Origin of the sequence: Micromonospora sp. CA-111912 (genome assembly GCF_050948415.1) — a bacterium.
In the GTDB taxonomy this organism is placed as follows: domain Bacteria; phylum Actinomycetota; class Actinomycetes; order Mycobacteriales; family Micromonosporaceae; genus Micromonospora.
The window spans coordinates 1,739,594-1,756,466 of sequence record NZ_CP192007.1 but is presented as its reverse complement, the minus strand read 5'-3'; the positions used below and the strand labels follow the sequence as shown (position 1 = coordinate 1,756,466).

15 protein-coding genes are annotated in these 16,873 nt (G+C 74.2%); 3 read left to right on the top strand and 12 right to left on the bottom strand.

Annotation, left to right across the window (positions count from 1 at the left end):
• Positions 1 to 84: 84 nt before the first annotated feature.
• From ACQPZO_RS08030 to ACQPZO_RS07985, 10 genes are all read right to left on the bottom strand, one after another.
• Positions 85 to 1,152 carry a hemolysin family protein gene (locus ACQPZO_RS08030; RefSeq protein ID WP_433348420.1) on the bottom strand — a complete coding sequence of 356 codons (1,068 nt, stop codon included), beginning with the start codon at positions 1,150 to 1,152 and terminating at the stop codon, positions 85 to 87.
• Complete coding sequence (locus tag ACQPZO_RS08025; protein ID WP_433348418.1) at positions 1,149 to 2,504, bottom strand: hemolysin family protein; 1,356 nt, start codon at positions 2,502 to 2,504, stop codon at positions 1,149 to 1,151. Before ACQPZO_RS08025 ends, ACQPZO_RS08030 begins: the two co-directional genes overlap by 4 nt.
• A gap of 142 nt (positions 2,505 to 2,646) precedes the next feature.
• Positions 2,647 to 2,985 (bottom strand): monovalent cation/H(+) antiporter subunit G, encoded by a 339-nt coding sequence (mnhG, locus tag ACQPZO_RS08020; protein WP_433348416.1) that lies wholly within the window; start codon positions 2,983 to 2,985, stop codon positions 2,647 to 2,649.
• A complete protein-coding gene (locus tag ACQPZO_RS08015) occupies positions 2,982 to 3,245 on the bottom strand; it encodes a monovalent cation/H+ antiporter complex subunit F (protein WP_350885291.1) in 264 nt (87 codons plus the stop codon). The genes mnhG and ACQPZO_RS08015 overlap by 4 nt, the downstream gene beginning before the upstream one ends.
• Positions 3,242 to 3,964 (bottom strand): Na+/H+ antiporter subunit E, encoded by a 723-nt coding sequence (locus ACQPZO_RS08010; protein ID WP_433348414.1) that lies wholly within the window; start codon positions 3,962 to 3,964, stop codon positions 3,242 to 3,244. Before ACQPZO_RS08010 ends, ACQPZO_RS08015 begins: the two co-directional genes overlap by 4 nt.
• Positions 3,961 to 5,475, bottom strand: coding sequence for a Na+/H+ antiporter subunit D (locus ACQPZO_RS08005; RefSeq protein WP_433348412.1), 1,515 nt, complete (start codon positions 5,473 to 5,475; stop codon positions 3,961 to 3,963). Before ACQPZO_RS08005 ends, ACQPZO_RS08010 begins: the two co-directional genes overlap by 4 nt.
• Positions 5,472 to 5,924, bottom strand: coding sequence for a Na(+)/H(+) antiporter subunit C (locus tag ACQPZO_RS08000; protein ID WP_433350866.1), 453 nt, complete (start codon positions 5,922 to 5,924; stop codon positions 5,472 to 5,474). Before ACQPZO_RS08000 ends, ACQPZO_RS08005 begins: the two co-directional genes overlap by 4 nt.
• 17 nt (positions 5,925 to 5,941) lie before the next feature.
• Positions 5,942 to 8,785, bottom strand: coding sequence for a Na+/H+ antiporter subunit A (locus ACQPZO_RS07995; protein WP_433348410.1), 2,844 nt, complete (start codon positions 8,783 to 8,785; stop codon positions 5,942 to 5,944).
• A gap of 76 nt (positions 8,786 to 8,861) precedes the next feature.
• Positions 8,862 to 9,170 carry a hypothetical protein gene (locus ACQPZO_RS07990; RefSeq protein ID WP_433348408.1) on the bottom strand — a complete coding sequence of 103 codons (309 nt, stop codon included), beginning with the start codon at positions 9,168 to 9,170 and terminating at the stop codon, positions 8,862 to 8,864.
• Positions 9,170 to 9,448 carry a hypothetical protein gene (locus ACQPZO_RS07985; RefSeq protein WP_433348406.1) on the bottom strand — a complete coding sequence of 93 codons (279 nt, stop codon included), beginning with the start codon at positions 9,446 to 9,448 and terminating at the stop codon, positions 9,170 to 9,172. The genes ACQPZO_RS07990 and ACQPZO_RS07985 overlap by 1 nt, the downstream gene beginning before the upstream one ends.
• Positions 9,449 to 9,696: 248 nt before the next feature.
• Between ACQPZO_RS07985 and ACQPZO_RS07980 the strand changes: the two genes are divergently transcribed.
• Complete coding sequence (locus ACQPZO_RS07980) at positions 9,697 to 10,461, top strand: Scr1 family TA system antitoxin-like transcriptional regulator (RefSeq protein ID WP_433348404.1); 765 nt, start codon at positions 9,697 to 9,699, stop codon at positions 10,459 to 10,461.
• A complete protein-coding gene (locus ACQPZO_RS07975; protein ID WP_433348402.1) occupies positions 10,458 to 10,643 on the top strand; it encodes a DUF397 domain-containing protein in 186 nt (61 codons plus the stop codon). Before ACQPZO_RS07980 ends, ACQPZO_RS07975 begins: the two co-directional genes overlap by 4 nt.
• Before the next feature lie 480 nt (positions 10,644 to 11,123).
• Here the strand turns inward: ACQPZO_RS07975 and ACQPZO_RS07970 are convergent, their stop codons facing one another.
• Positions 11,124 to 11,537 (bottom strand): hypothetical protein, encoded by a 414-nt coding sequence (locus ACQPZO_RS07970; RefSeq protein ID WP_433348400.1) that lies wholly within the window; start codon positions 11,535 to 11,537, stop codon positions 11,124 to 11,126.
• A gap of 200 nt (positions 11,538 to 11,737) precedes the next feature.
• Between ACQPZO_RS07970 and ACQPZO_RS07965 the strand changes: the two genes are divergently transcribed.
• Complete coding sequence (locus tag ACQPZO_RS07965) at positions 11,738 to 16,387, top strand: ATP-dependent helicase (RefSeq protein ID WP_433348398.1); 4,650 nt, start codon at positions 11,738 to 11,740, stop codon at positions 16,385 to 16,387.
• Here the strand turns inward: ACQPZO_RS07965 and ACQPZO_RS07960 are convergent.
• Complete coding sequence (locus ACQPZO_RS07960; protein ID WP_433348396.1) at positions 16,335 to 16,862, bottom strand: Lrp/AsnC family transcriptional regulator; 528 nt, start codon at positions 16,860 to 16,862, stop codon at positions 16,335 to 16,337. The two genes, ACQPZO_RS07965 and ACQPZO_RS07960, sit on opposite strands and share 53 nt — an antisense overlap.
• Between the last annotated feature and the right edge of the window lie 11 nt (positions 16,863 to 16,873).

Below are 16,873 nucleotides of genomic sequence, written 5' to 3'. Positions count from 1 at the left end.
GGCGCGGACGCCAGGGGCCGGCCCGGCTGGTCGCCGGACCGGCCCCGGACAGTCCTCAAGTGCAGCCGGCGGCCCCCGACGGCCTCAGCGCAGCCGGCGGCCCCGGGGCACCGGGTCGGTCTCGTCGTCGAACTCGCCGATGACCTCCTCCAGCAGGTCCTCCAGCGCCACGAAGCCGATCGGGCGGGTCGGTCCGCCGCCGTTGCGGACCAGGGCGAGCTGGGCCTGCTGGCCCTGCATCGCGGTCACCGCCTCCGTCACCGACGCCGTCCCCGGCAGCGTGAACGCGGCGCTCATCAGCTCGCCGGCGGTGGCCGTCCGGCCGGTGGTGGTGGCCCGCACGGCCTCCCGGACGTGCACCAGGCCGCACACCTCGCCGCCGGAGTCCAGCACCGCCAGCCGGGACCGGCCGCTGTCCCGGGAGACCTCCTCGATCCGCTCCGCCGGATCGTCCCGGCGGACCGTGACGATCTGGTCGAACGGCTCCATCACCTGGGCGACCGTGGTGCCCTGGAGCTCCAGCATGCTGGTGAGCAACTGGTGCTGCTCGGCGCCGAGCAGCCCGTGCTCGCGGGACTGTTCCAGCAGGATGCGCAGCTCGGCCGGGCCGTGCACCTGGGCGAGCTGGTCCTGCGGGTTCACCCGGACCAGCCGCAGGATCGCGTTGGCCAGGGCGTTGAGCAGCGACAGCACCGGCCGGGCCACCCGGGCGAAGGCCCGGAACGGCAGCGCCAGCAGGGTCGCCGAGCGCTCCGCGTCGGTGATCGCCCAGGACTTCGGGGCCATCTCGCCGACCACCAGGTGCAGGAAGGTGACCAGGGTCAGGGCGAACACCAGCGCGACGATGTGACTGGCCGCCGTCGGCAGGCCCACGGCGTGCAGCAGCGGGCTGAGCAGGCCCTCGATCGCCGGCTCGGCCAACGCGCCCAGGCCCAGCGTGCACAGCGTGATGCCGAGCTGCGCGCCGGCCAGCATCAGGGACAGCTCGCGTACGCCGTCCAGGGCCGCACGGGCCCCCCGGCCGCCGCCCTCGGCGACGGCCTGTTCCAGTCGATACCGCTTGCTGGCCACCAGCGCGAACTCGGCGGCCACGAAGAACGCGTTCAGCGCCAGCAGCACCACGGAGACGAGGAGCGCCACTCCCGGGCTCATGCCGTCTCCCCCTCGCCCGCGGTGGCCCCGGTGAGCCGGAGCCGCACCGAGTCGGCGACGTGCCGGTCCACCGCGAGCACCTCGACCAGGGCGCGCCGCTCGGTCTGGGCGTCACCGTCGGCCACCAGGGCGATCTCCAGCCGGTCGCCCACCTCGGGCACCCGGCCCAGCTCGCGCATGACGAGCCCGGAGAGGGTGTCGTACTCGGGGGCCTCGGGCAGGGCGATGCCGGTGCTGTCGGCGACCTCGTCGATCCGCCAGCGGGCCGGCACCACCCAGGAGCCGTCGTCCTGCCGGGCGGGGGCCCGATCCGGCGGATCGTCCTCGTCCCGGATCGGGCCGACCAGCTCCTCGGCGATGTCCTCGAGCGTGATCACGCCGGCGAAGCCGCCGTACTCGTCGACCACGCAGGCGAGCTGCCGGTGCCCGACCCGGAGGCGGTCCAGCACCGTCGGCAGCGGCAGCGTCTCCGGCACCAGCAGCGGGGGCCCGGCCACCGCGCTGACCGGGGTGGTCGCGCGCTCGGCCGGGGGCACGGCCAGCACGTCGGCGATGCCGACGACGCCGACCAGGTCGTCGACGCCCTCGGTGCCCCGGACGGGGAACCGGGAGTGCCCGGTGTCGAGCAGCTCCACCACCCGGCTCAGCGGCTCGTGTGCCCGGACGGTGTGCACGTCGACCCGGGGCACCATGGCCTCCCCGGCGGTCAGCGTCCGGAAGTCGAGCCCACGGTCGAGCAGGTCGGACATCTCGGCGTTCAGGTGCCCCTCCTCCCGGGACTCGGCGATGATCTGTTCCAGGTCCTTCGGGGTGGCGCCGCTGGGCAGCTCCTCGATCGGCTCGATGCCGATCCGACGGAGCAGCCGGACGGCGGCCTTGTCGAAGAGCGTGATCACCGGCCCGGCGACCTTCAGGTACATCAGGGTGGACCGGCTCAACGCCCGGGCCAGTTGCTCGGCTCGGGCGATGGCCAGGTTCTTCGGGGCCAGCTCGCCGAGGACCATCTGCACGACGGTTGCGATGAGCAGGGCCAGCGCGACGGACAGCGGCAGGGCGACGGCGGTGGACACCCCGGCCACGTCGAGCAGCTCGGCCAGCCCCGCGCCCAGGTAGGGCTCGGCGGCGTAACCGACCAGCAGGGCGGTCACCGTGATGCCGAGCTGTGCGCCGGAGAGCATGAAGGAGAGCCGGCCGGTCACTTCGAGGGCCCGGGCGGCGGCCTGGTCGCCTTCGTCGGCGAGCTGCTTGAGCCGCCCCCGGTCCACGGCGACGTAGCCGAACTCCTGGGCCACGAAGTAACCCGTGGCGGCGGTGAGAACGATGATGAGGGCGAGTCCTACGACGATCAACACGGGTTGCTCAGGGCTCCCGGGGCCGTCGGGACGGGAAGATGCCGGGCGCGACCCGGCTGGCTACTGCTGCCCTCCTGGGCAGAAGAGTCGATCATGTGGCCCATTTTATCGGCGTCGGCTGAGTGCCCGCTGAGGGACGCCCTCACCGCTCCTCGGCGAGTTCGTCGACGTCGAGCAGGGAGCGGTCGACCCGGCCCGAGCGGTACGCGGCCCGGCCGACCATCTGGGCGGCGACCGGCGCGGTGGCCAACTGGAAGACCGCGACCAGGAAGATCATGCCGATGTCGGACGTCGTGCGCAGCCGCAACGCCACCCCGACGAGCAGCAGCAGCACGCCGAGCACCTGTGGCTTGGTGGCCGCGTGCATCCGGTCGAGCACGTCCGGGAAGCGCAGCACGCCGATCCCGGCGGCGAGGCTGAGCAGTCCGCCGGCGACCAGGCAGGCCGCGCCCAGCCAGTCGGCGACCGCGCCCGCGCTCACGACTCCTCCCGGACGGCGAAGCGGACCACGGCCACCGCACCGACGAAGCCGAGCAGGGACAGCACCACGAGCACCGGCAGGGTGGTGGCGTGCCGGTTGACCGCCGCCTCCGCCCCGACCGCGCCGGCCATCGTGTTGAGCAGCACGTCGGCCGCGACCACGCGGTCCAGCAGCGAGGGGCCGCGGTACAGCCGGGTCAGCGCGAGCAGCGCGGTCACCGAGAAGAGCACGGTGAGCACGGCGGCGAGCAGCAAGGTCACTGGTCTGGCCCCCTGTCAGTGGGACGGTCGGGATCTGCGACGGCCGGGGCGGGCACGTCCGGGGCAGGGGTGTCCAGCAGGCGGAGTTCGGCGGCGGAACCGATCGCGCGGACGATCCTGGCCTCGGTGGCGAGGACCCGGTCCCGGCTGTCGGTCAGGTCCGCCGGGCCGCGTACGTCGAGCACGTGCACGTAGAGCAGGCCGCGTTCCCGGTCGACCTCGATGATCAGGGTGCCGGGGACCAGCGAGATCGCCTCGGCGGTCAGCGCCAGGTTCAGGTCGGTGCGCACCCGCAGGCGTACCGCGATGATGGCGCCCCGGGGCAGATAGCCGGGCTGCACGGCGACCCGGGCCACGTGGATGCTGGCGCCGACCAGTTCCGTGACGAACCGGCCCGCCAGCACGAGCAGCGCCCAGGGGCGCAGCCGGCCGCCGAAGGTGACCGGCGGCAGCGGGAAGAACACCAGCACGGCCACGCCGACCAGCAGCCCGCCCAGCAGGTTGCCCCAGGAGGGCCGGCCCCAGAGCAGGTTCCAGACCCCGACCATCCAGGCGAGGGCCGTCAGCCGGTCCCGCCACCGCACGGCCCGGCTTTGGCCCCGGGCCGCCGGCCCGTCCGGGCCGTCTGGGCCGACCGGGCCGTCTGGGCCGACCGGGCCGTCCCGCCCCTTCGCGGGCTGCGGGTCGCCGGGGGCGGCCGGGCGGCGGGCCCCGGTCACGGCACGCCGCCGGGAAGCACGGCCCGCACGTACGGGGTGCGGGCCCGCAGGTCGGTGGCCGCGTCGGTGCTGACCTCGAACAGCGGACCGGCGGCGACGGTGAACACCAGCCCCAGCACCACCAGGGCGGCGGTGGCGCCGATCATCAGGGCGGGCAGCCGGACCGTCGGCTCGGTGGTGGCCAGCTGGGGCTCCCGCCAGAACGCGATGCTCCAGACCCGGGACGCGGCGTAGAGGGTGACCAGGCTGGTGGCGGTGCCGGCGGCGACCAGCGCCCAGGACAGCGGGCCGCCGACCGCCACCCCGGCCTGGAGCAGGCCCAGCTTGCCGAGGAACCCGGAGAACGGCGGGATACCGGCGAGGTTCATCGCGGGCACGAAGAAGAGCACCGCGAGCAGCGGGGCGACCCGGGCCAGCCCGCCGAGCCGGCGCAGGTCGGTGCTGCCGGCCCGCTCCTCGACCAGCCCGGCGACCAGGAACAGGGTGGTCTGGATGGTGATGTGGTGCGCCACGTAGAAGATCGCCCCGGCCAGCCCGGCGACGGTGCTCAGCGCCACCCCGAAGATCATGTAGCCGATGTGGCTGACCAGCGTGAACGAGAAGATCCGCTTGATGTCCGACTGGGCGACCGCGCCGAGGATGCCGACCACCATGGTCAGCCCGGCCACCACCATCAGCAGCCCGGAGACCTGGCCGCCGGGGAAGAGCAGGGTCTCGGTGCGGATGATCGCGTACACGCCGACCTTGGTGAGCAGGCCGGCGAAGACCGCGGTGACCGGCGCGGGCGCGGTCGGGTAGCTGTCCGGCAGCCAGGCCGACAACGGGAACACCGCCGCCTTGATCCCGAACGCCAGCAGCAGCATGAGCTGGAGGCAGAGCCGTACGTTGTCCGGCAGCGCGTCGAGCCGCTGGGCGAGCTGGGCCATGTTGAGGGTGCCGGTGGCCGCGTACACCAGGCCCACCCCGGCCAGGAAGATCATCGAGGACAGGATGCTGACCACCACGTACATCGACCCGGTCCGAATCCGGACCTCCGTGCCGCCGAGCGTGATCAGCACGAAGCTCGCGGCCAGCAGGATCTCGAAGCCGACGAAGAGGTTGAACAGGTCGCCGGCGAGGAAGGCGTTGGTCACGCCGGCGGTGAGCACCAGGTAGGTGGGGTGGTAGATGGTCAGCGGGGCCGACTCGCCGGTCTCCCCCTGCCCCTGGCCGATCGAGTAGAGCAGCACGCACAGCGTCACCGCCGAGGAGACCACCACCATCAGCGCGGCGAGCTGGTCGGCCACCAGCACGATCCCCACCGGCGGGGGCCACCCACCGATCCGCACCACCACCGGCCCGTGCCGGTACGCCTCGACCAGCAGCACCACGGCGACCACCAGGCTGGTGCTCAACCCGACCACGCTGACGTCGCGTTGCAGCCGGGGCCGGTTGGCCAGCAGCAGGGTGAGCGCGGCGCCCAGCAGGGGCACCACCACCGGCAGGGGTACGAGCGCCTGGTGACCGGTCACGGCTCCTCCGTCCGCCGCAGGCGGCGCAGGTGCGGCTCCGGGGCGACCTGCTCCGGGTCACTGTCCGGTCCCTCGCCGCCGAGGTCGGGCGCGGGCAGCTCGTTGCGAGCGGCCAACTCGGCGACCTGGCGGTCCTCCAGGTCGTCCTGCACCTCGTCGTTGCCCTGCAGGTACCAGCTGCGGTACGCGACGGCGAGCAGGAACGCGGTGAGCCCGAAGGTGATCACGATGGCGGTGAGCACCATCGCCTGCGTCAGCGGGTCGCTCATCCGGTCGACCGGGCCAGTGCCGACCACCGGGGCCCCACCGGACCGGCCACCGATCAGGACCAGCAGGTTCACCCCGTTGCCGAGCAGGATGACGCCGAGCAGGATGCGGGTCAGGCTGCGCTCCAGCAGCAGGGTGACGCCGGTGCCGGCGAGCACGCCGACGACCACGACCAGCACCATGGTCGTCCCGGTTCCGTTCACCGCAGCTTCCCCTTCGGGTCGACGACCAGCCCGCGCCCGCGCTGGCCGGCCGCCTCGATGTGCCGGTCGATCTCCGCGCCGAGGCTGCGCAGGATGTCCAGCATCAGGCCGACCACGATCAGATAGACGCCGACGTCGAAGAGGAGCGACGAGACGACGTGGAGGTCTCCGACGCCGGGCAGCGCGAGGTCGATCTTCACGCTCTCCAGCACGGACCGGCCGGCGACGAGGGCGGCCACGCCGGTGCCGACCGACACCGCCAGGCCCGCGCCGAGGATCGTGCCTGCGGAGACCGGGGCCGCCTCGGCCAGCTCGTACCGGCCGCCGGCCAGGTAGCGCACGACCAGGGCGAGGCTGGCCACCAGGCCGCCGGAGAAGCCGCCGCCCGGCGCGTTGTGACCGGCGAAGAGCAGGAACAGGGAGAACAGCACGATGGTGTGGAAGAGCAGCCGGGTGACCACCTCGAAGACGATCGATCGGCGGTGCTCCCGCAGGGTCGGCCCGCCGCGCAGCCAGACCGGCCGCTGCGGCCCCGGATGGCGGGGCGCCTCGGGGCGGCGGGGGCGGCGCGGGCGGGGACCGGTCCGGGAGCGCTCGAAGATCAGGCTGGCCACCCCGGTCGCGGCCACCACCAGCACCGAGATCTCGCCCATGGTGTCCCAGGCCCGGATGTCGACCAGGGTCACGTTGACGACGTTGCGCCCGTACCCGGCGGCGACCGCCAGGTCCGGGAAGGCCAGCGAGATCGGCGTCGCGGTCCGGGCCCCGGCCGCGACCAGGGAGAACCCGCCTAGCACCACGCCGACGGCCACGCCGATCGAGCGGCGTACCCAGCGACTGCGGCGCAGCGGACGGGCGGAGAACCGCTCGGGCAGCCGGCGCAGCACCAGCACGAAGACCGCGATGGTGGAGCTCTCCACCAGGAACTGGGTCAGCGCCAGGTCCGGCGCGCCGTGCAGGACGAACAGCATCGCGATGCCATAGCCGGTGACCCCGACCAGCAACATCGCGGTGAGCCGGCGGCGGGCGCCGACGGCCACCAACGCAGCCACCGCGATGACCAGCCCCACCACCAGTTGCAACGGGTTGTCCCAGAAGACGATCCCCTGCCGCCAGGGGCGCGCGGCCAGCATCGCCCCGCCGGGCACGACCACCAGGACGATCAGGATGGTGCCGAGGTACTGGGGCAGGGACCCGCGCTGGGTGACGCTGGTGACCTCGATGGCGAGCCGGTCGAACTGGTGGGTCAGCCACTCGTACCCCCGGGCGCCGTCCACCGGCACGCGGACCCGCGCCACCACGGGGGCGAGCGGGCCGCGCAGCGCGAACAGCACCGCGCCGCCGCCGAGTGCCAGGGCGGAGAGGCCGAGCGCGGCGGTCGGCCCGTGCCACAGCGCGAGGCCCTCGTCGACCGGGCCGAGCAGCTCGGCGTACGGGCGCAGCAGGCGGCCCAGCGGGCCGGCGAGCAGCCCGACGACGAGCCCGGCGACGGCCAGCAGGGCCGGCGGCCCCAGCATGGCGACGGGGACCGGGTCCGGCTCGACGGGCGCGACGGGCGGCCGGTCGGCGAACGCGCCCCAGACGAAGCGGGCGCTGTAGGCGACGGTCAGCACGGTCCCGGCGACCAGTCCGGCGAGGACCAGCGGATGGTCGGTGAACGCGGCGAGAACCGCCTCCTTGGCGACGAAGCCGACCAGCGGGGGCACCCCGGCCATCGAGGCCGCGGCGAGCGTCCCGACCGTGGCCAGCAGCGGGGCGTGCCGGCGGAGCCCGGACAGCTCCCGCAGGTCCCGGGTGCCGGTGGTGTGGTCGATCGCGCCGACGACGAGGAAGAGCGCCGCCTTGAACAGGGCGTGGGCGAGCAGCATCGCGGTGCCGGCCAGCGCGGCCTGCGGGGTGCCCGCCCCGAGGACCACGGTGAGCAGTCCGAGCTGGCTGACCGTGCCGTACGCCAGCAGCAGCTTCAGGTCGGTCTGGCGCAGCGCCGCCCACCCGCCGGCCAGCATGGTGAGCAGCCCGGCGGTGACCACCACGGGCCGCCACGGGCCGGCCGCCGCGAGCACCGGGGCGAGCAGCCCGAGCAGGTAGATGCCGGCCTTCACCATCGCCGCCGCGTGCAGGTACGCGCTGACCGGCGTGGGCGCGGCCATCGCCGCCGGCAGCCAGGAGCTGAACGGCAGCACCGCCGACTTGCTCAGCGCCCCGGCCAGCACCAGCAGCACGGCCGTGGCCAGGTAGCCACCGTGCGGCAGGTCTGCCGCCGCGAGGGCGGACAAGCGGTACCCGTCGGCGTGCCGGCCGAGCATCAGGAACCCGACCAGCATGGCCAGCCCGCCGAGGGTGGTCACCATGAGCGCCTGGCCGGCGGCCCAGCGGCTGGACCGCCGCTCGCTGCTGTGCCCGATCAGCAGGTACGAGAAGATCGTGGTCAGCTCCCAGCAGACGTAGAGCAGCAGCAGGTCGTCGGAGAGCACCAGGCCGAGCATCGCGCCGGCGAAGGCCACCAGCACGGCGGCGAACCGGGCCAGCCCCCGCGACCCGGCGGAGAAGTACCGGGCGCAGTAGACCAGCACCAGCGCCCCCACGCCGCCGACCAGCAGGGTCATCAGCCAGGACAGGGTGGTCATCCGGAACGCCAGCTCCAGCCGTAGCTGCGGCACCCAGGGGTACGTCTCGACCACCGCGCCGCCGTCGCGCACCGCGGGCGTGCGGGCCAGCGCCCAGCCGAACGCGGCGGCCGGCGCGAGCGCCAGCGGATAGCAGGCCCGCGGTCCCCACCACCGGACCAGCAGCGGCGCGACGAGCGCCGCCACGAGGTGGAGGATCAGCAGTACGAGCACCCGCGCTCCCGGTCGAGGTGGCAGCCGTGCGCGCCAAGGGAAGCGCCTATGAGCGATCAGACGCCAGTTCGCGGCCCTATGGGCGGTTTTGCCGGAATTCAGGGCGCGGCGGCGGGCGGTCAGCGCCGTTCGGTGCGGGGTGGCGGCGGGTCAGGGACAGCCAGCCGAGGAACCGGGCGTGCATCGCAGTTCTGTCGGGGCGACCGCCGAGTCGGTACATGTCGTCCATGGCGTCGTGCATCATGGCGGCCAGGTAGAAGACGAGCGCGACGGTGTGGCCGTGGAACTCGGTGGGCAGGTCGAGCTGCGCCGGCGGGCAGGGCCACTGTGCGGCGCAGACCCGGCACAGCCAGGCGGGACGCATCGGCAGGTGTGGGCGGGGCATCAGGACACCCGGGTGGGATTGGCACTCCGGACAGGCGCGGCTTGCCGTGGGGCCGCGGCGAGCCGGTGCAGCCCCTCGCGCAGCACGAACAGCTCGCGCTTCGCGACGGCGTCGCCTGCGGCGTTCAGCTCGTACGCCTCGATCCACGTCCAGCCGTGGTACGTGTGCTGGTTCTTCATCTCGCGAATGACCCGTACGGTGATCGGCTTGACGAACTGCGGGCTCGCGGCACGGGTCAGGTGCAGTACGTCGCCCGGGTGGATCGGTCGGGCGGTCACCGCCGCCCTCCGGGGCGGCTCTCGCTTCGGCACGGTGATCCCCCTGTCCGTGGAGATTGGAGAGGGGGCCACCCGCTCGGGTGCGCGGGAAGGACCGGGCGGCCCCCTCGACGAACGCGGGCCGGGGCGCACTCCTCGCCTGCCAACCCACGCCGTCCCGATGACAGCCTGCCGAGGGTTGCGGAGCAATCACACAGCGTTAGATGATTTCTTTCGGACGTTCTGTTTGCTCTTGAAGGGACTCAGGCATGAACCACGCGTTCGTCGCAGCCCTCGCCGAGGCGTGCGAGACCTCCGAAAGCCTCGCAGGTCGCATAGGGATTCACCCGAAGACCGTCGCCCGCTGGGCCAACCCGGGTCGCATTCCGCAGACCCGGCACCGTGCCGAAATCGCGAAGATCCTCGGAAAGGACGTCGCCGACCTGTGGCCGGATGCTCTGCGCCGGGAACCGGTGTGGTTCCGGCCGTGGGTCGACATCGAGCGCGCGGCGGTCGCGCTGCGGGCCTTCCAGTTCGCATGGATTCCGGGCCTGTTACAGACCGAGGCGTACGCGCGCGCCACGTTCCATGGGCAGCCATTATCGCCGGCCGAGGTCGACGACCTGGTCGCGGCCCGGATCAACCGGCAGGCGATCCTCACCTGCGACGAAGCGCCGCTGACCGTCGTTGTCATCGACGAGCAGGTGATCCACCGGGCGGCGGCCGGAGGGCGGGCGACCATGACGGACCAGCTCGCCCACCTGGTGACCTGCGCGGAGCTTCCGACCGTCCAACTGCACATCGTTCCCCGCGACGCCCCGACCTATCCGGGGCTCGACGGCCCCTTCACGATCGCCGAGCTTCCCGGCGGGACGCGGGTGGCACACGTGGACAGCCAGGCCCAGGCGCACATCATCGATCAGGCGTCCCAGCTTGCTACGCTCGAACGACGGTGGGAACGCATCCGGGGCGAGGCCCTGTCCCGGTCGCAGTCCCTGGACCTCCTGAGGGAAGCGGCAGCAGCATGGACATGACCGGCGCGCAGTGGCGCAAGAGCACCAAGAGCGGCGGCAACGGCGGCGACTGCGTCGAGGTCGCCGACAACCTGCCCGGCGTCGTCCTCGTCCGTGACACGAAGGACCGTGACGGCGGAACGCTGGCCTTCTCCCCGGATGCCTGGCGCGGTCTCGTCGACCTGGCCAAGAACGTCGGCTGACCCCGTTCGGCCCGCAGGCCCTCGGCATACGCCGGGGGCCTGTTCCGTGGCGGAGCCTGACCCCCGCCGGGGTCCCGCCCCGGATCCCGCCCGGGGTCCCGCCCCGGATCCCGCCCGGGATTCGCCCGGGATCCGCCCGGGGTCCCGCCCGGGCCCCGTCCGGGGTCCCGCCCGGGGGTCAGCCCGGGGGTCCGCCCGGGGTCCCGCTTGGGGTCCCGCCCGCAAGGTCGCGCTTGATCCGGGGAATAGTGCTCTCCCGCCGCGGCGGAGGCCACTATTTCCGTGTTCGAGCGCGATCAAGCCCGGCGTACGGCCGGCCCTTGGGCTTCGGCGTGTGGCTGGCTGCTGGGCGATCGGAGCGCGACCACGACGAGCTCTGCCGGAGCACCTCGGCATGGTTCGACGACGAGAAGATGTACCGCGAGTTCGAGGACGCCTACCGCTTCTTCCAGGGCGAGGAATCGCTGGGTCCGCCCACGTTCACCGGTTCACACAATCGTGCGGCCGGGGCTCGGGGCGGGTCTCGAACCGCAGGCGGGGGCGGTCCTCCAGCAGCGGGTCGCGGCGGGTCTCCACCAGCAGGTCGGGGCGGCCGAGCTGGAGCACGACCTTGTTGACCACGCGCTGGGCGGCGGCGAGGGACCGCACGGGAAGCAACCGTCCACGGCTCTCCCGGCGCAGGACGAAGTAGTGCACGGCGACGCGGACCTGCCCCCGGTCGGCCGCGCTGGACTGGGCGGTCTGCCGGACCAGCTCCCGCAGGCAGCTCGCGAGCTGCTCGGCCAGCTCCAGCTCAGGGCTGTGCAGGCTGGCGCGCAGTGCGGCAAGATGGCTGTCGACCTTGCGAATGAGCACGTCGGCACCGAACCCGGCACCTCGTTCCTCGACAGCCATCCGCTCTCCTCACCCCTAGCGTTGTGAGTGAAGTTACTTTAGGTTGCGGCGCACGAGCAAGCAGTTAAGTAAGACTTAACGGAAGAAAAGGCGCTTTCTGGGCGCATTTCGCCGCAGTCGAACAGCCATCCGTACTGGTCGGGCGTGGGCCGCCTCTCCTGGCCGGCCTGGATGTCCCACCTCCGGGGCAGGATGGGGGCATGGCGGAGGTGACGGCCGGGCCGGGCGCGGCGGACGCGGCGCGGGTGCTGGCGGGGTTCGGGGCGGCGACCCGGGAATGGTTCGCCGCGGCCTTCGCCGCGCCCACCGCCGCCCAGGTCGGCGCCTGGCGTTCCGTGGCGGCGGGCCGAAACGCCCTGGTCGTCGCGCCCACCGGCTCCGGCAAGACCCTCGCGGCGTTCCTCTGGTCGCTGGACCGGCTCGCCGGGTCACCGCCGCCGGCCGAGGCCCGGCAGCGCTGCCGGGTGCTCTACGTCAGCCCGCTCAAGGCGCTCGCCGTCGACGTCGAACGCAACCTGCGCGCCCCCCTCGCGGGCATCCGGCAGGCCGCCACCCGGCTGGGCGTGGCCCCGCCGGAGATCACCGTGGGGATGCGCACCGGGGACACCCCCGCCGACGAGCGGCGGGCCTTCGCCCGCACCCCGCCGGACATCCTCATCACCACCCCCGAGTCGCTGTTCCTGCTGCTCACCTCCGCCGCGCGGGACTCGCTGCGCGGCGTGCAGACGGTCATCGTCGACGAGGTGCACGCGGTCGCCGGGACCAAGCGCGGCGCACACCTCGCGCTCTCCCTGGAGCGCCTCGACGATCTGCTGCCCGCCCCCGCCCAGCGGATCGGCCTGTCCGCCACCGTCCGGCCGGTCGACGCCTGCGCCCGGTTCCTCGGCGGAGCCCGCCCGGTCGATGTGGTGCAGCCGCCCAGCGCCAAGACCATCGAGGTGAGCGTCCAGGTCCCGGTGGAGGACATGACCCGCCTCGACGAGCGGGAACAGCCCGCCGACGACCTCGGTGGCCCCGGCCCGCGCCGGGCCTCGATCTGGCCGGCCGTGGAGGAACGGGTCTTCTCCCTCGTCCGGGCGCACCGCTCGACGATCGTCTTCACCAACTCACGGCGCAGCGCCGAACGGCTCTGTGCCCGGCTCAACGAACTGGCCGCCGAGGAGCTGGCCGCCGCCGGCGGTTCCGACACCGCCGGTTCCGACACCAGAGATTCCGATACCAGAGATTCCGGCGTCGGCGGTTCCGGCGCCAGCGGTTCCGGCGGCCGGCCGCCAGCCGAGGTGATGGCCCAGTCCGGCGCAGCGGCCGGGGCGGCCCCGGTGATCGCCCGCGCCCACCACGGCAGCGTCTCCAGGGAAGAGCGCAAGCACATCGAGGAGGCGCTCAAGTCCGGGCAGCTCCCCGCCGTGGTGGCCACCTCCAGCCTGGAGCTGGGCATCGACATGGGCGCGGTCGACCTGGTGGTGCAGATCGAGGCCCCGCCCAGCGTCGCCGCCGGCCTGCAACGCGTCGGCCGGGCCGGGCACCAGGTCGGCGCGGTCTCCCGGGGCGTGGTCTTCCCGAAGCACCGGGGCGACCTGCTGTCCTGCGCGGTGGTCGCCGGGCGGATGGCCGAGGGCGCGATCGAGGAGCTGCACCACCCGCGCAACCCCCTCGACGTGCTGGCCCAGCAGATCGTCGCGATGGTCGCGCTGGAGCCGTGGCGGGTCGGCGACCTGGCCGTCCTGGTCCGCCGGGCCGCGCCCTTCGCCGAGCTGCCCGACTCCGCGCTGCACGCCGTGCTGGACATGCTCTCCGGCCGGTACCCGTCGACCGCGTTCGCGGAGCTGCGGCCCCGGCTGGTCTGGGACCGGGCCGCCGACGTGCTCACCGGCCGGCCCGGCGCGCAGCGCCTCGCCGTCACCAGCGGCGGCACCATCCCCGACCGGGGCCTGTTCGGGGTCTTCCTCGCCGGCGCGGAGCGGGCCGCCCGGGTGGGCGAGCTGGACGAGGAGATGGTCTACGAGTCGCGCATCGGCGACGTGTTCCTGCTCGGCTCGTCCTCGTGGCGGATCGAGGAGATCACCCCCGACCGGGTGCTGGTGTCGCCCGCCCCCGGCCAGGCCGCGCGGATGCCGTTCTGGAAGGGCGACCAGCTCGGCCGCCCCGTGGAGCTGGGCCGGGCCATCGGTGCCCGGGTGCGCGCCCTGGTGCGCCACGGCGACGAGGCGGCGGTGGCCGCGCTGCGCGCCGGAGGGCTGGACGACTGGGCCGCCGGAAACCTGATGGCGTACCTGCGGGAGCAGCAGGCCGCCACCCGGTCCCTGCCGGACGACCGGACGGTGCTGGTCGAGCGGTTCCGCGACGAGCTGGGCGACTGGCGGCTCGCCGTGCACTCGGTGCTCGGGGCCCGGGTCAACGGCCCCTGGGCGCTGGCGATCGGCCGCCGGCTGGCCGAACGGTACGGCGTCGACGCCCAGGTCATGCCGTCGGACGACGGGATCGTGGTGCGGCTGCCGGACACCGCCGAGGAGCCGCCCGGGGCCGACGTGGTGGTCTTCGAGCCCGACGAGATCACTCAGCTCGTCGAGGAGTCGGTCGGCACGTCCGCGCTGTTCGCGTCCCGGTTCCGGGAGTGCGCGGCCCGGTCGCTGCTGCTGCCCCGCCGCGACCCGCGCCGCCGGCAGCCGCTGTGGCAGCAGCGCCAACGCGCCGCCCAACTCCTCGACGTGGCCCGCGAGTACGCCGACTTCCCGGTCACCCTGGAGGCCGCCCGGGAGTGCCTCCAGGACGTCTTCGACCAGCCGGCGCTGGCCGGGCTGATGCGCGACCTGGCCACCCGCAAGGTCCGCCTGGTGGAGGTGGAGACGACCCAGCCGTCGCCGTTCGCCCGATCGCTTCTTTTCGGGTACGTCGGCGCGTTCCTCTACGAGGGCGACGCCCCCCTCGCCGAGCGGCGGGCCGCCGCCCTGGCGCTGGACTCGGCGCTGCTCGGCGAGCTGCTCGGCCGGGTCGACCTGCGCGAGCTGCTCGACCCGGCGGTGCTCGCCGAGACCGAGCGGCAGCTGCGCTGGCGCACCGAGCAGCGCCGCCCCCGCGACGCCGAGGACGCCGTCGAGCTGCTGCGCACCCTCGGCGACCTGTCCGAGGCGGAACTGGCCGAACGCGGCGCCCCCCTCGACTGGCTCACCGGGCTGGCGGCGGCCCGCCGGGTGCTGCGGGTACGGATCGCCGGCGAGGACCGCTGGGTGATCGTCGAGGACGCCGCCCGGCTGCGCGACGCGCTGGGCGTGGCGCTGCCGGTCGGGGTGGCCGAGGCGTACCTCGCCCCGGTGGCCGACCCGCTCGGCGATCTCGTCGCCCGGTACGCCCGCACCCACGGCCCGTTCGCCGCCGCCACCTGCGCGGCCCGGTTCGGGCTCGGGGTGTTCGTGGTGGAGCAGGCGCTGCGCCGGCTCGCCGCGACCGGGCGGGTGGTGTCCGGCGAGTTCGCCCCCGACAGCGTGGGCACCCAGTGGTGCGACGCCGAGGTGCTGCGGATGCTGCGCCGCCGGTCCCTGGCCGCGCTGCGCCGGGAGATCGAGCCGGTGCCGCCCCGGGCCCTCGCCGCGTTCCTGCCCCGCTGGCAGCAGGTCGGGGCGTCGGCGCGGGGGGTGGAGGCGCTGGCCGCCGCCGTCGAGCAGTTGCAGGGCGCGGCGGTGCCGGCGTCCGCGCTGGAACGCCTGGTGCTGCCCGGCCGGGTCGCCGACTACTCCCCCGCCCAGCTCGACGAGCTGTGCGCCAGCGGCGAGGTGGTCTGGGCCGGGGCCGGGGCGATCTCCGGCGGCGACGGCTGGGTCACCCTGGCGTACGCCGACTCCGCGCCGCTGCTGCTCCCGCCGCCCGACGACGCGTTGACCCGTACCCCGCTGCACGACGCCGTGCTGGACGCGCTCGCCGACGGGCAGGCGCTGTTCTTCCGGTCGCTGTCCGACCGGGTGGAGTCCACCGACGACGCCGCGCTGACCGCCGCGCTCTGGGACCTGGTGTGGGCCGGGCACCTCACCAACGACACCCTCGCCCCGCTGCGGGCGGCGCTCGGCGGCGGCGGGGCGCACCGGTCCCGGCCGACCGCGCCGCGCACCCGGTACCGCCGCCCCGGCCGGGTCGCGCTGCCCAGCCGCACCGGCCCGCCCACCGTCGCCGGCCGCTGGTCCCGCCTGCCGGAACGGGACCTGGATCCCACCCGGCGGGCCGCCGCCCTGGCCGACGTGCTGCTGGAGCGGCACGGCGTGGTGACCCGGGGCGCGGTCGTCGCCGAACAGGTCACCGGCGGCTTCGCGGCCGTGTACCCGGTGCTGTCGGCGCTGGAGGAGCGCGGCGCGGCCCGCCGGGGGTACTTCGTGGAGGGGCTGGGCGCGGCCCAGTTCGCGGTGCCGGGGGCGGTGGAGCGGATCCGCGCCCTCGCCGACCCGGCCGGGCCTGGCCGGGGCCGGGGCGGGGCGGCCCTGGTGCTGGCCGCCACCGACCCCGCCAACCCGTACGGCGCGGCGCTGCCCTGGCCCGAGCGCGTGGTCGACTCCGGCGACGGGGCGGCCCCGGCCACCGGGCACCGGGCCGGCCGCAAGGCGGGCGCGCTGGTCGTGCTGGTCGGCGGCGACCTGCTGCTCTACGTCGAGCGCGGCGGCCGGACGATCCTCTCCTTCGCCGACGACCCCGACGCCCTCGCGGCGGCCGGCAAGGCGCTGGCCGACGCGGTGCACTCCGGCGCGCTCGGGGCGATCTCGGTGGAGCGGGCCGACGGGGAGGCGATCTCCGCGTCCCCGCTGCGCGACGCGCTCACCGCCGCCGGCTTCCGGGCGACTCCCCGCGGCCTACGCCTGCGCGGCTGACCACGCCCGCGGTGGTCCCCGCCGGGCGGTCTGCTCCAACGGCTGGGCGGTCACCCGTCAGCGAGTTGAACAGCAGGCTCGTCTGCGTGTCCAGGACCCCCGCGAGTCCACGGATTCTCTCCAGTGCGAGATCGAACTCCGACAGTGAGGCGGCGCGCAGCTGTAGGACCAGATCCCAGGCCCCGATCGTGGAGAACAGAGTCTCGACCTCGGGGTAGCCCCGCACCGCCCGCACTACGTCCTGGCCACGGTTCGGTTCGATCCTGACCATCGTGACGCCCCGGATGGCGTCCCGGTCGACGTCGTTGCTCAGCCGAACCGTGAACGCCTCGATCACCCCGGAGTCGCGGAGCCGCTCGATTCTCGTGGTCACCGTCGATCGGTTCACACCGAGGACCCGGGCCAGGACGGCGACCGGGGCGCGGCTGTCGTGACGCAACTCTGAGATCAGTCGGTGATCGAGATCATCCAGCACGCAGATCGCCC